Here is a 13,213-nt window from a genome sequence, read left to right on the forward strand (position 1 = left end):
CGCCGCCTCCGGCCGCTATCAACCGTCGTGTGCTTTTTGCGCGACGCGTGCCACCGGCACCATGGAGGCCACACACACCACGGATCCGAATAGTAGGCAGAAGATAAAACCCATTTCTTCCCCAACCTTGAATATCTGTGCCACGAGAGGTGCCGCATAGGATAAGACGAATGGTACAAAGAACCCGATGTATGTCAGCGCGTAGAATATGCCGATCAAGGCACCTAGATTGGAATTTCCAGCGATGTTTTCTACCTCTTTTAAACCACTAACCATCATGATGCCGTAACTGGAACCGAGCAGAATTGCACTGGGGAAAACCAGCCACATGTTTGCGGTATAGACAGTGAGAGCCGAGAAGAGTAAACCGACGCAAGCAGTCGCTAATCCTGTGATGGCCAGGGGTCGTGTGGTGCGAAGTCTTGCTGCAAACGGCTGGATACCAACACCGGATAACAGAGCAGTCGCAGCAGCTATGCCAATAAAAGCTGTGGGGTGCGCAGTGGTTGCATACGGCGGCAAACTAGCGAAAGCAACAGTGACTGTGCCGAAAACCCACGGTGCCCAAGCGGCTACCGCCCAGAAAAATCGGGTGGTTTTCGCTTGCGGCGGAATCCATACGTGGTTCGGTTTGTGGCCTGTGGCTCGAGACTGGGTTTCGGTTACTGTCCATATCAAGGGCACAATTATCGCCACTAAACCAATATGTATCAGATACGGCAGCACCTCGGGATATGGCAAAAACTCAGCTATGAGACCCGCGCATAATGGGCCTATGCCGAACCCGGCTGAAACCGCCACGGTTGCTCGTCGTGGCCCGGCGGCTGGGTTGTCGGTGGAGAGTTGCTTGATCCATGCCGCACCAGATGCCATAGCCATTCCGACGGCTAGCCCGGCGATGAATCGCCCTAGGAAAAGGATTACTTCCGTACCTACTGCCCACGCCAATATCGCTGAGCCTAAGGCAGAAAGGAATAGAGCAGGGCGAAGCACCGCTTTCCGGCCTATATGATCGGAAAGCGGGCCGAAATACAGCAGTGCTGGCACTAGCCCTAGTGCATAAATCCCCAGCATGGCGGTAACTGAGGAATGGCTCAACCCAGAATGGGTGCGATACACCTGGAGCATCGGCGCAAATAGATTCGCGCCAAAGCCAATTGCGAACATCGCGCAACCGACACGTATCCATTGAGTGGCAGGCATGGTCTTAGCTTACGGTAGGTTTAAGTCGAAACGTAGGGCGTCGAAAAGCTCAAAAGCCGACTCGAAGCCAGCATCAATCCATTCCTGCAACTGTTCGTCGCTAGCACCATTGCGGATAGGGAATGCACAGTCGCGTCGCACGAAAACTCCACTATCTGCATCACTACCAACGACCGTTTTACCAAACATACTCATGCGATTGCTAAAACCTGACCACGCTTCTAACTCGGGGAATCGCTCCGCTGCAATGGGCACGTTTTCCCGAATGACCGCCATGCGCATTACCTGCGGGGCCTGAATTTGCATGAGCAGAAATAAGCCGTCTAGTTCTGCGGCAAGATAATCACCATCAATCTCCGGAACCACACCGTACCCTGCCAAGATATGGGTTAACCGCTCGGGTGTTACTAACGGAAACTCAGTGGACATTAGCGCTCCTCCATAACAATGAGCTCGGGGAATTCCTCCTCCAACGCAGCGATTGCGCTGCGGATAAAATCGATGGATTGGCTCATGAAATCCGCAAGTTGCACATCACTGAGCCCACTTGCACACGCCAATGCACATCGCCCACCGACGATGAGGGCATGTGTTTCTTCAAATTCAAAAATGAGATCCGGCTCAAGATAGTTACGGTTATAGTCGTGGACAGCCGCTATGACTTCATTTTGAATAGGACCACGAATTAACGGTCGCCAAATACCGTGAATATCCAGCACCTGCTGTTCTTCAAAGTATTGGCATTCAATAACTACCGTATCGAACCATATCCGGGTTACCGCCTCGTCATGGGAAATGTTGCCGCCCAGAGCATAGGCGACATCACGCAGCCGCTGCGCAGTAATGGTTGCTAGCCCCATCGTGCTCCTTATGTGTAATTAATGTCAGCGTCATAATGCTACGCCACAACTGGTGTGGCTTTCCTACCCTTTTCAACTTCCGACACATGGTTATGCCGAATCAAAGCGGTAAATCGCAGGTGTTGTGTGCTCGACCGCCATAAAACCAGCACGGCTAAGAATCGGACGCGAGTACGCTGAACATTCGCTCATAACCACGGTTGCCCCTACATCGAGGGCTCGTTTCGCCCTCGCCGATAATAAAGCGCGGTAGATACCCCGACCTCGGTACTGTGGTAGCACCGCTCCCGAAAACAACCCAACGATACCCGCACCCGATAATTCCTCCATCCGGCCAAGCCCAACAATGTGACTATCAGCAACTGCGGCGAATAACCCCGCCCCTTCAATATCATGCCGGGTGCGCTCGACGAATTGCCGGGTTCGGGTCTGGTTAAGTCCGAAGATTTCGCTACGCACGTTACTTGCTGCCTCAAGATCTGATTCGGTAAGTACTTGGTGGACCCGCACCCCATCCGGATTGGGCCACTGCGCAAGAACCTGGGGATCACCCATCATCACTGTTTCTTCCGGCTCGAAACTGAAACCAAAATTATCAAGCGGCAAGCTCGGGTCACTTCGCCAGGTCTTCCACTCAACCGACCGGATACTCCCGCTGCTGGCCAAAAAATCGATCACATCTTGAATATGCGACGCACGTATTTCCCTAGCTTGTTCCGGTGAATAACTCACCAATGCCCAGCCACGGTTGCTGCTCTCCGCTACCCACACTGGCCCCATCCTATGCACCTGCATGTCCGACATTCCGCGCACGTCAGCTTCACCACGCATGGCAGATTCATACATCAAGCGATACTGGGAGACCTGATCCATAGTCATAATTGGTAACTACCTTCCTGCCATAATCAAAACCCCTTAACCTCGTTGTTACAAGGTTAAGGGGTTCGAATCACTAGCGGTTATTTCTTAGGCGTCCTCGGCTGGGGTTTCCGCAACCTTCGGGTCTGCAATCAGAACCATAGCGGTACGCAGCAGGCGACCATTTAATTGATAGCCCTTACGCAAAACGGTACCGATTGCTTTTTCATCACCAGTGGAAAGGTCCTGAACCGCCTCATGGCGTTCCGCATCAAACGGATCACCTTCAGCACCGAACGCTTCCACCTTCATCGACTCCAATACGGTGTGGAACTTATCATGGAATGCCTTTAAGGGGCCTTCCGCTAAGTCGCCGTGCTGAGCTGCCAATTCGAGGTCATCCAAGATAGGAAGCAATTTGGCCACAACCTGGCCTTTGGTGTGTTCGACCACCGCTTCTCGTTCTTGAGCTGTTCGACGCCGGTAGTTGGCATATTCAGCGTTGAGTCGTTGTAAGTCCTCAGTGCGCTCGGCTAATTCCGCCTCCAGGGGGGTAACTTCACCGTCGCCGTCAACGTCGGGTTCAACGTCAGCGGTCTCCTCGGTGATTACCTCCTCGACCTGCTCGACCTCTGGCTCAACGTTGTTTTCTGATGTCACTTCTTGTCTCCATCTTCTTCAACTACCTCAGCGTCAACAACATTGTCGTCAGCTGGGGTACCGGACTCCGCATCTGCCTGTGCCTTAGCCGCCTCCGCTTCGTAGATGGCCTTACCCATCTCCTGAGCCTCAGTGTTCAGCTTCTCGGCAGCAGCACGGATAGCCTCCAGGTCATCGCCCTTGAGAGCTTCGTCTACAGCGTCACAAGCCTCAGTTACCTTGGTCTTGATCTCCTCACTGACCTTGTCGGAGTTCTCATCCAAGAACTTCCGAGTCTGGTAGGCGGTGGACTCCGCAGCGTTACGGGTCTCCTGCTCCTCACGACGCTTCTTGTCTTCCTCAGCGTGAGCTTCGGCGTCCTTGATCATGCGATCGATTTCTTCCTGGCTCAGGCCGGAACCATCCTGAATCTTGATGGTGTTTTCCTTGCCTGTTCCCTTATCCTTCGCGGTAACGTGCACGATACCGTTAGCATCAATATCGAAGGTCACCTCGATCTGTGGAACACCACGTGGTGCAGGGGCAATGCCACCAAGTTCGAAGGAGCCGAGTAGCTTGTTGTGCTGCGCAATTTCCCGCTCGCCCTGGAACACCTGAATCTGAACCGAAGGCTGGTTATCCTCAGCGGTGGTAAAGGTCTCGGAACGCTTGGTTGGGATCGTGGTGTTACGTTCGATCAGCTTGGTCATCACGCCGCCCTTGGTTTCGATACCAAGCGACAGTGGGGTGACGTCGAGAAGCAAAACGTCCTTGACTTCGCCGCGCAAAACGCCAGCCTGCAACGCAGCGCCGACAGCAACAACCTCATCTGGGTTGACGCCCTTGTTAGGCTCGCGGCCACCGGTTAATTCTTTAACCAGATCGGAAACGGCAGGCATACGGGTGGAGCCACCAACCAAAACAACATGATCAATGCCGGAAACAGAGATACCAGCATCAGCAATCACCTGGTTAAACGGAGCCTTGGTGCGATCCAACAGATCCTGGGTGATGCGCTGGAATTCAGTGCGTGACAACGTCTCATCCAAGAACAGTGGGTTCTTGTCCGCATCAACGGTGATGTATGGCAGGTTAATGTTTGCAGACTGGGAGGACGACAGCTCGATCTTTGCCTTCTCGGCAGCCTCACGCAGCCGCTGCATCGCCATCTTGTCCTTAGACAAATCCACACCAGTGGAGGTCTTGAACTTTTCTACCAACCAGTCAACGATACGCTGATCCCAGTCATCACCACCGAGCTTGTTATCACCAGCGGTTGCGCGAACCTCAACGACACCATCGCCAATCTCCAACAGGGAGACGTCGAAAGTACCACCACCGAGGTCGAACACAAGAATGGTCTGCTCCTTTTCACCCTTCTCTAGGCCGTATGCCAAAGCAGCAGCGGTTGGCTCGTTCACGATACGTAGAACGTTCAAACCTGCAATCTGACCAGCTTCCTTCGTTGCCTGACGCTGCGAGTCGGAGAAGTAAGCAGGAACGGTAATAACAGCATCAGTAACTTCGTCACCAAGGTATGCCTCAGCGTCGCGCTTGAGCTTCATCAAGGTACGAGCCGAAATTTCCTGTGGCGTGTACTTCTTGCCATCAATGTCGATGCTCCAGTCAGTACCGATGTGGCGCTTAACGGAGCGGATGGTGCGGTCAACGTTGGTAACAGCCTGGTTCTTAGCGGACTGACCAACAATCACCTCACCATTTTTTGTAAAAGCAACCACAGATGGCGTGGTGCGCGAACCCTCAGAGTTAGCGATAACCTGTGGCTCACCACCTTCCAAAACCGCTACGCATGAGTTTGTGGTACCTAAGTCAATACCAACAGCGCGTCCCATATCCAATTCCTCCTTGAAGTTTTTATGCTTATGTACTGCGATTTTTAATGAAGTTGATCGGAAAACACTCAACTTCTTACAGATAACCTACCAGAGCCCGCGTCGAAAAGCTAGTACCTTGAGCGAAACTCGCTCAACTTTTTTCTGAACTGCCGTTAAGCTCCGGTTTATGGCAAAGTAGACTCCATGAATGAACACGATGATGACATTCAATCTGTATTAGACAACACCGATCTTGACCTCCATGTGGTGGAATCTGACACCGAACCCAACGTCGCCCACACCGACCGCGCCGTCATTTTAGGCAGGGACGGGCGCTGGGCCGCCGGTTGGGCGCTGCGCTTTATCATCATGGTTGTCGCAGGTTACCTCCTATGGCGCGGATTCGGCGCCATTTGGACCGCACTGCTTCCGGTGCTCCTCGCCCTGCTCGTTTCCACCGTCATGTGGCCGCCAGTGCGCTGGTTACGCAACCGCGGTGTGCCAGCCGCACTCGCGGTAATACTCGTTATCGTCGGGTTCTTCGCCATCCTCGCCGGAATCATTTCCGCCATGGCGCCACGCGTGGCCGGGCAATCCAAAGACCTGGTGCAAAAAGCAACGGAAGGTATTGAGAAACTCCAGGAATGGGTGCAAGGCCCGCCGCTTAACTTGGACCTGGATCAATTCGACAACGTCATCAAGGAAATCCAAGGTTTCGTACAGAACCGCTCCAGCGATATCGCATCGGGCGTCTTTACCGGACTTTCCACCGCAACATCAATAGTGGTGACTCTGGTCCTAATGCTGATCCTTACCTTCTTCTTCTTAAAAGACGGAACCCGCTTTCTCCCGATGATCCGCAAAGCAACCGGCCCCAACGTCGGCTGGCATCTTACGGAACTGCTCACCCGCGTGTGGAACACCCTTGCTGGATTCATCCGCGCCCAAGCCATCGTTTCGCTTGTCGACGCAATCTTCATCGGCATCGGCCTCATCATATTAAATGTCCCGCTGGCCCTCGTGCTGGCTGTCATCACCTTCTTCGCGGGATTCATCCCCATCGTCGGTGCCTTCACCGCCGGTGCCCTGGCAGTGGTTATCGCCCTGGTTTCCAACGGACCCACCAACGCGTTACTGGTCGTCGGCCTCATCATTCTCGTGCAACAGCTCGAAGGAAATGTCCTGCAGCCAATGCTGCAATCGCGCGCCATGAACCTCCACGCCGCAATCGTGCTGCTGTCCGTGACCTTAGGCTCCACTATTTTCGGTGTTGTTGGCGCCTTCCTGGCTGTTCCCGTCGCAGCAACACTGGCGGTACTCGTGCGCTACCATCAAGAACTCGTGGCGCTACGCGCGGGCGAAATCACCATCGACGACATAGAGATGGCCACCACCTTGGAAAACACCACATCCGTTACCGCCAACGACGCGTTCAAAATTTTCACCGACCGGTTGGCGAAACTCGGCTTTAAACAAGGCATCGGAAAAGTAACCAATAGCGGGAAGAAAACCACCTCCAAAACCAAAACAACAGAAGCAGCCACCGAGGATGCTCAAGAGGAAACCAATACCAACTAATCACTCGTAGCCCGCTTACACCCGGACACCGCCGGGGAGGAAATGCTCAATTGCTGCCCTCCCCGGCTTCTGCTTTTTCTGCCCAACAATACCATTCAGCTGTGCTGGTTCTCGGTTTTTATCAAGTCGGAGATTCCTTATTCCTTGCCTTTCTGCGCCCAATTTTCCTGGAGATTTTCGCGCCCCGATTTCAAATCCCCGACTTCATAAAAACCTCAAGTCCCGATCCAGATTGCAGACTCGCCTTCGTGTCTCACGACTCACAGGGAAACACCATCGGTCTAAAACAAAATCAGCTTGCTATCCGCCACACACCACCCGACCACCCCAGCAGCCGACACCCGCTTATTTTTATGACATATGAAGTCGGAGATTCCACATTTTTACCCCGCTTACCCCACCGCTATCCTGCGGTTTTCTACCCACAGATTGCCAATCTCCGACTTCATATAACCACCAGGCATCGTCTACCTCAGCCTCTCATCTCCACGATCTAGCCTGCTGTGGCACCCGCCAAACGCTCCTTGCCCATTCTGGGCAGCCTTGACGTACATTGAGCATATGGAAAGTTGCCATCGCACAGATTTGTTCCCACAGGAAACCCACGACTTGGTTTCAGAGCTTTTCAGTGCACTGGGAGAGCCGGAACGCGTGTCGCTAGCGGGTGATTTCGAGCCCGAAAAGAACCTCAAAGGTATTGATTCAGTTTTGATTTTGAACGATTTTGGCGTTCATTTTGTGTTTGGGCTCCTGGTTCACTACCGGGGAAACGATCAAGGGGATGCCAACGTTTTCGGATTCGGGAATCGAGGTGATTTGCTTATGGTTCCGGGGTTTACTGAGGATGGTGACATTCTGGCGATGTGTTTGTGGTTTAGTAAGGGAGATTCGTTGGCGTCGCTGCTCAAATGGCCACCGCCTGCGGAGGAAACGACAAAAGCCGACCACAGTCGGCTTTTCGCACTCCTTAAAAGTCACGAGACTAGGTGACCAGATCCACACCTATCCCCAGATTGCGTTGAGCGCCAGCACGGCGACTGAAGCCACGCTGGCGGCGGCGGGCAGGGTGATGATCCAGGCCAGGGCGATCGGTTTCATCAGTGACCAGTTCGCTGCTTTATTCACAACCCCCACGCCTAATACCGCACCAATGAGAATGTGGGTCGAGGACACCGGAAGGCCTAAAAGCGATGCCGCCATGACCACACCGGCGGCCGCCATTTCTGCAGCAAACCCGGAGGCTGGGTGCATTTCGGTGAGCCCAGAGCCGACGGTTTGGATAACGTAGCGCCCAATGAACCATAGTCCGGCAATCAATGCCACACCACAGGTGATCATGGCGGCGGTTGGCACGGCGGCTTTTTCATTGATGGCGTTGGTTTTCAACACATCCAGGACTGCGGAGAACGGGCCGATGGCGTTTGCGATATCATTGGAGCCGTGGCTAAAGGCGAAAGCCGAGGCTGTGAATACCTGCATCCAGGAAAAGAGGATGAAGGTCGCCCGGGAGAGTTCTTGGCGTTTGAGGGTGCGGGAGAAGATGAAGACTGCCATCCAAACTACCGCCGCGATCATGGCGATGATGAGGATGTTTCCTAAGTTGGAGAGCTCGAACTTGAGGTTTTTAAGCCCCTTGAAGATCATCATTGCACCGATGACTGCGGCACCTGCCGCCGCGAGAAGCGGAACCCAGTTTTCCAGAGCACGGTGGGTGTTGAGCATGTCACGGCGTTCGTTAAGGCGGTGTAGGTCACGGTAGTAGTCGGATTCGAGTTCGTTCGGGTCGAAGTCGCGTTCCGCGATCAGTGCGGCGTCGCGGGTCATGGCGTTGGTGTATGCCAGCTGTTGGACCTCCGAAAGGCGCTCAAAGGAGGATTTGAAGTCTCGATGGAGTTTTATCCGTTCTTCCTTGATCGAGCGCAGCTCTTCGTCTGCTTTGTCGTTGAAAACTAGGATGTGGCGTTTAATGGCGCCGAAGAGGAGGTAGGCGGTTATTCCACCAAGCACTGGGGAGAGCACCCACGATAGTGCGATGCTTCCTATCTGGTCCCATTGCACCATATCGGTTCCTCCGATATCGAGGAAGAATCCGAGGGTAAGCGAGGAGCCGACAATTCCGCCGATGATGGAGTGGGTGGTTGATACTGGCCAACCCATCCGGGTGGCGACTAGCAACCAGATCGCTGCACCTAACAGTGCGGACATCATGATGAAGGCGAAGTGTAGTGGGTCAAGGTCGATGGCGTCGAGGTCGACGATTCCGGATTTCACGGTATCGGTTACCTCACCACCAGCCAGAACCGCACCAGAGACTTCGAAGATGGCGGCTACCACCAGCGCTTGTTTCATTGATAGAGTGCCGGCGCCAACTGATGTTCCAAACGAGTTGGCAACGTCGTTGCCACCAATGTTAAAAGCCATGAATACACCGAAGGCGATGGTGGTAATCAAGATGAGCTTGTTGGCTTCGGGACCTACGTAGTCAAAGGACCAGAGTAAGAACACAATGATCGTGACGCTCAGCAGCCCGCCGAAGCTGATGTGCCACCATTTATCGTTGTTTGGTGGGCCTGGTGGAGCGACCGTCATGGTGGAGTTTGTCATGCGTGGTTCTTTCTTTTAAAAGATTGATGCAGAAAAAAGCTTGCAATCTAAAAGTGAACACTAGGTTAACCCTACCCCCGCTGGGGGTGGCTACAGCGCTTTGACCTCGGCGTATTGATTTTCGATACGTGGTTGGGTGCTGACAATAATGTGGGTGCGGCGCGAGCGTTTAATGCCACGTCGGGTCAATATAATCCCAGCGACCACTGCCACTGGCCAAAGCACCGGCAGGTTCAGCGCAATAAGTGCTGTCCCAACGAAACCACCCAGGATAATCGGGTTGACCTTGGTTACCAGCCATGCTGCCACTGGTGCTGCAATAACTCCACCGAGCATGAGCTGACCAATCGCAAAAAGGTGGGTGTCTAGTTGATCCCAGAGCCCAATGACAAATCCGATGGTTGCCGCGGTGGCGACCAGGAATTCTGCGGTGTTTACGGTTCCGATCACCCGACGTGGTTCGTCCTTTCCTAGTGCAAGTAGCGTCGAGGTTGTCATCGGCCCCCAGCCGCCGCCTCCGGTGGCGTCGACAAGCCCACCGACGGTGCCTAGCGCAACAATCATCGGGGTGGAATATTGCCTAGAGCTGGGTTTTCGGATGCGTCCGCGTGAGAACCGCCACAGCAAATTCGCACCCACTAATGCAAGAATGATGGCGGTTATTGGTTGGGCTGCGTTGGCGGAGATATGGGATAGCACGGTAGCACCGACACCTGCACCGACGGCGCCAGGAAGTCCGAGTCGGAAAACGATACGCCAGTTAACGTTGCCGAACCGCCAGTGCGCAAGACCGGAGGCTAGCGTTGTTCCCACTTCGGCTGCGTGCACTACTGCGGAAGCGTGGGCGGGGGTCATGCTCAGAAGGAGGATTGTTGTGGAGGTGACGCCGAATCCCATGCCCAGGCCGCCGTCGACAAGTTGGGCGATCGCGCCGGCTATCACTATGAGCATTGCATCCGCCTCCTTATTACCTCGGTCAGTTCTGTGATAAGCGGCGGCGAATAACTTATATCTGCACTCGGCGGGTGATTTTTCACCAACGCATCCAGCAATAAGCCGTGCGTGACAAACAATGGCACAACGTGCACCCGCCCGCTCGGTAACCGCCCGCCACGCCGGGTTGCAAACACTGCGGTGCCGCCAATGGTTGCAGCAAGCTTTTCGACGCTCACATTCGCCGCTTCATCGCTAGATCCCACTGCATAAACCACTGGTTGGGCTCCGGCCGGGACCCGGCGCGCCAACAATTCCGCGATTTCTGGACCGGTTCCTAAATGTGGCCGTAGGGAAATCGGTAGATCGCAGGAGGAAATTATTTCTGGGACGTCAACCCGATGGTGGTAGGCATCGGTGAATAGCAACGGAACAACCTGCGCCGAGTCGTATCCAGCTCGCGCGATCTTTCGGCAGATGACAGGCAATGTGTCTTCATGAAAATCCAGGTAAGAGGCGTATATCGGCGCTTTAGTGCGTCGGCTTACAGCTTGGGTGAGTTGCTGTATTCCCTCTACTGCTTTGGGGTGGCGGGAGCCGTGCACCAGCAACACGGTGGCAGTCATGTCACTAATCCCGCCGCTAACGTGTCACCCGTTACAGGGTGGATCACTAGAAAAGCTCCGACTGCACCACGCCCAGCATATGGTTCCACTGGCAGCGCTGCTTGTAAGGCGACTGTGGTGGGCACGATTGCGTTGTGGGCGATGTCATCCGCAAAACGGGCTTTGACCGTTGCTGTGCCATAGCGAAGTTCCACCACCTGTCCGGCTGCTATTCCGGTTGCTGAGAGCCCCACGATTGTTGCCGATAGTTGGTTAGTAGGCTGCGGTGGGTTGATTGCCACCAGGTCCCCTCGGGAAAGGTCGAGTTCGTCTGCAAGGCGGAGGGTAACGGCGTCGCCGCGACTTGCGCTATTGACCGGCCCGTCGCTGGTGTCAATGCTGGTGATTGTAGTGGTTCCTGATGGGGTGGCTACTTCTTGCCCCACCTGAATGCTTCCGCTGGCGATGCTTCCTGCATATCCACGATAGTCGGTGCTGCGGATGACGTATTGGATGGGGAACCGGAAATCTGATTCTTCGGCTTTTACATCAATGGTTTCTAATAGTTCTAAAATCGTCGGGCCGGTGTACCACGGGAGGTTAGGTGACGTTTCCACCACGTTGTCGCCGTTTAATGCTGAGATCGGTACCGCATAGGGATAGGTAATACCTAGTTGCGTTGCAATGGAACGGAAGTCTGCGTCGATGGTGTCGAAAATCGCTTGGTTGTAGTCCACCAAGTCGATTTTGTTGACCGCCAGAATCACCGTTTGTACTCCAAGTAGCGCGGCGACCGAGAGGTGGGTGCGGGTCTGTTCGATGACGCCTTTGCGGGCGTCGACAAGCAAAACCACTACATCTGAGGTGGAGACCCCGGTGACGGTATTGCGGGTATATTGCACGTGGCCTGGGGTATCGGCGAGTATGAAGTTTCGGTGCGCCGTTGCGAAATAGCGGTAGGCGACATCAATGGTGATCCCTTGCTCTCGTTCGGCACGGAGGCCGTCAACAAGCAACGAAAGATCCAGGCCGTCGAATCCTCGGGTGGCGGAACTGCGTTGAATAGAATCGAGCTGGTCCGTCAGTATGGATTTCGTGTCGTGCAGAAGGCGCCCCACGAAGGTGGATTTGCCGTCGTCGACGGAACCGGCGGTGCAGAATCTTAGGGTATGCATCAGAAATAACCTTCCTTTTTGCGATCCTCCATTGCGGAATCGGATAGTCTGTCGTCGGCGCGGGTCGCTCCCCGTTCGGTGTGAGTCGCGGTCAGAATCTCCGCTATCACCTCGTCCACCGTGGCGGCAGACGACTCCACCGCGCCGGTGCAGCTCATATCCCCAATGGTGCGGTACCGCACCGTTTTGGTTTCCACTGTCTCGTCGCCGCGCGGCCCACCCCAGTCACCGGCGCTTAGCCACATGCCGTCGCGGTTGAATACATCGCGGCGGTGGGCGTAGTACAAGCTAGGCAACTCAATATCGCGGGCTTTGATGTAGCGCCAAATATCTGCCTCTGTCCAATTAGAAATCGGGAAAACCCGGATGTTTTCCCCCGGCTGGTGCCTACCGTTATATAAGTTCCATAGCTCGGGGCGTTGACGGCGTGGATCCCACGCGCCAAAGCTATCCCGGACGGAAAACACACGCTCTTTCGCCCGCGCCCGCTCTTCGTCCCGGCGCGCCCCACCGATAACTGCCGTGTAGCGGTGCTCAGCGATGGTTTCGTTTAGCGGTACCGTCTGTAACGGATTACGGGTGCCGTCGGGGCGTTCTGCCAGTTCGCCCCGGTCGATCCAGTCTTGGACTCGTGCTACCCGAAGGCGCGCACCGTGTTTTTCGACGATCGCGTCCCGAAACTCAATCACCTCGGGGAAGTTATGACCGGTATCAATGTGCAGCAATTCAAATGGCATTGGGGCAGGATGAAACGCACGCCGGGCTAATTCGAAGACCACGACGGAATCCTTACCGCCGGAAAATAACAGGGCTACCTGGTCAAATTGTCCCGCTACCTCGCGGAGGATGTGGATGGATTCGTTTTCTAGGTCTTTGAGGTGTTCGGACAGGATCGTGGTGGTTGGGCTGGTCATGTGTGCTCC

Annotated in this window: 13 protein-coding genes; 2 read left to right on the top strand and 11 right to left on the bottom strand. The window is 54.6% G+C overall.

Annotated elements, in window-relative coordinates; all coding sequences use genetic code 11:
* Nucleotides 1–18 precede the first annotated feature (18 nt).
* The 6 genes from CMUST_RS13590 to dnaK form a co-directional block, all read right to left on the bottom strand.
* The gene (locus CMUST_RS13590) at nt 19–1,203 is read right to left on the bottom strand and encodes an MFS transporter (RefSeq protein ID WP_047262959.1); all 1,185 of its coding nucleotides are present in this window, start codon (nt 1,201–1,203) and stop codon (nt 19–21) included.
* 9 nt (nt 1,204–1,212) lie between these two features.
* Nucleotides 1,213–1,632 carry a YbjN domain-containing protein gene (locus CMUST_RS13595; RefSeq protein WP_047262960.1) on the bottom strand — a complete coding sequence of 140 codons (420 nt, stop codon included), beginning with the start codon at nt 1,630–1,632 and terminating at the stop codon, nt 1,213–1,215.
* Nucleotides 1,632–2,063, bottom strand: coding sequence for a hypothetical protein (locus CMUST_RS13600; RefSeq protein WP_047262961.1), 432 nt, complete (start codon nt 2,061–2,063; stop codon nt 1,632–1,634). The genes CMUST_RS13595 and CMUST_RS13600 overlap by 1 nt, the downstream gene beginning before the upstream one ends.
* Before the next feature lie 90 nt (nt 2,064–2,153).
* Nucleotides 2,154–2,942 (bottom strand): GNAT family N-acetyltransferase, encoded by a 789-nt coding sequence (locus CMUST_RS16160; RefSeq protein WP_052844794.1) that lies wholly within the window; start codon nt 2,940–2,942, stop codon nt 2,154–2,156.
* An 87-nt stretch (nt 2,943–3,029) separates the two neighbouring features.
* Nucleotides 3,030–3,581 (bottom strand): nucleotide exchange factor GrpE, encoded by a 552-nt coding sequence (grpE, locus tag CMUST_RS13610; RefSeq protein WP_047262962.1) that lies wholly within the window; start codon nt 3,579–3,581, stop codon nt 3,030–3,032.
* Entirely contained in the window at nt 3,578–5,413 is a 1,836-nt protein-coding gene (gene dnaK / locus CMUST_RS13615) for a molecular chaperone DnaK (protein ID WP_047262963.1), read from the bottom strand. Before dnaK ends, grpE begins: the two co-directional genes overlap by 4 nt.
* 186 nt (nt 5,414–5,599) lie before the next feature.
* Here dnaK and CMUST_RS13620 point away from each other — a divergent pair, with 186 nt between their 5' ends.
* Both CMUST_RS13620 and CMUST_RS13625 read left to right on the top strand, forming a co-directional pair.
* Entirely contained in the window at nt 5,600–6,973 is a 1,374-nt protein-coding gene (locus CMUST_RS13620) for an AI-2E family transporter (RefSeq protein ID WP_047262964.1), read from the top strand.
* Between the two features lie 561 nt (nt 6,974–7,534).
* A complete protein-coding gene (locus CMUST_RS13625; RefSeq protein WP_047262965.1) occupies nt 7,535–7,963 on the top strand; it encodes a hypothetical protein in 429 nt (142 codons plus the stop codon).
* Nucleotides 7,964–7,975: 12 nt separating this feature from the next.
* Here CMUST_RS13625 and CMUST_RS13630 read toward each other — a convergent pair whose 3' ends face one another.
* The 5 genes from CMUST_RS13630 to cysD form a co-directional block, all read right to left on the bottom strand.
* Nucleotides 7,976–9,577 (bottom strand): inorganic phosphate transporter, encoded by a 1,602-nt coding sequence (locus CMUST_RS13630; RefSeq protein WP_047262966.1) that lies wholly within the window; start codon nt 9,575–9,577, stop codon nt 7,976–7,978.
* A gap of 90 nt (nt 9,578–9,667) precedes the next feature.
* Nucleotides 9,668–10,528, bottom strand: a complete 861-nt coding sequence (locus tag CMUST_RS13635; RefSeq protein WP_047262967.1) for a sulfite exporter TauE/SafE family protein — start codon at nt 10,526–10,528, stop codon at nt 9,668–9,670.
* Entirely contained in the window at nt 10,519–11,136 is a 618-nt protein-coding gene (locus CMUST_RS13640; RefSeq protein WP_083987592.1) for a sirohydrochlorin chelatase, read from the bottom strand. The genes CMUST_RS13635 and CMUST_RS13640 overlap by 10 nt, the downstream gene beginning before the upstream one ends.
* On the bottom strand, nt 11,133–12,290 hold the full coding sequence (locus tag CMUST_RS13645; protein WP_047262969.1) for a sulfate adenylyltransferase subunit 1: 1,158 nt from the start codon (nt 12,288–12,290) through the stop codon (nt 11,133–11,135). The genes CMUST_RS13640 and CMUST_RS13645 overlap by 4 nt, the downstream gene beginning before the upstream one ends.
* A complete protein-coding gene (cysD, locus tag CMUST_RS13650; RefSeq protein ID WP_047262970.1) occupies nt 12,290–13,204 on the bottom strand; it encodes a sulfate adenylyltransferase subunit CysD in 915 nt (304 codons plus the stop codon). The genes CMUST_RS13645 and cysD overlap by 1 nt, the downstream gene beginning before the upstream one ends.
* Between the last annotated feature and the right edge of the window lie 9 nt (nt 13,205–13,213).

The sequence above is a fragment of the Corynebacterium mustelae genome (assembly GCF_001020985.1).
GTDB classification, from domain to species: Bacteria; Actinomycetota; Actinomycetes; order Mycobacteriales; family Mycobacteriaceae; genus Corynebacterium; species Corynebacterium mustelae.

Bases quoted from the DNA above. Each gene is read 5' to 3' on its own strand.
- CMUST_RS13590 (WP_047262959.1), bottom strand. From the start codon at position 1,203: ATGCCTGCCACTCAATGGATACGTGTCGGTTGCGCGATGTTCGCAATT.
- CMUST_RS13595 (WP_047262960.1), bottom strand. From the start codon at position 1,632: ATGTCCACTGAGTTTCCGTTAGTAACACCCGAGCGGTTAACCCATATC.
- CMUST_RS13600 (WP_047262961.1), bottom strand. From the start codon at position 2,063: ATGGGGCTAGCAACCATTACTGCGCAGCGGCTGCGTGATGTCGCCTAT.
- CMUST_RS16160 (WP_052844794.1), bottom strand. From the start codon at position 2,942: ATGACTATGGATCAGGTCTCCCAGTATCGCTTGATGTATGAATCTGCC.
- dnaK (WP_047262963.1), bottom strand. From the start codon at position 5,413: ATGGGACGCGCTGTTGGTATTGACTTAGGTACCACAAACTCATGCGTA.
- CMUST_RS13620 (WP_047262964.1), top strand. From the start codon at position 5,600: ATGAATGAACACGATGATGACATTCAATCTGTATTAGACAACACCGAT.
- CMUST_RS13625 (WP_047262965.1), top strand. From the start codon at position 7,535: ATGGAAAGTTGCCATCGCACAGATTTGTTCCCACAGGAAACCCACGAC.
- CMUST_RS13630 (WP_047262966.1), bottom strand. From the start codon at position 9,577: ATGACAAACTCCACCATGACGGTCGCTCCACCAGGCCCACCAAACAAC.
- CMUST_RS13635 (WP_047262967.1), bottom strand. From the start codon at position 10,528: ATGCTCATAGTGATAGCCGGCGCGATCGCCCAACTTGTCGACGGCGGC.
- CMUST_RS13640 (WP_083987592.1), bottom strand. From the start codon at position 11,136: ATGACTGCCACCGTGTTGCTGGTGCACGGCTCCCGCCACCCCAAAGCA.
- CMUST_RS13645 (WP_047262969.1), bottom strand. From the start codon at position 12,290: ATGCATACCCTAAGATTCTGCACCGCCGGTTCCGTCGACGACGGCAAA.
- cysD (WP_047262970.1), bottom strand. From the start codon at position 13,204: ATGACCAGCCCAACCACCACGATCCTGTCCGAACACCTCAAAGACCTA.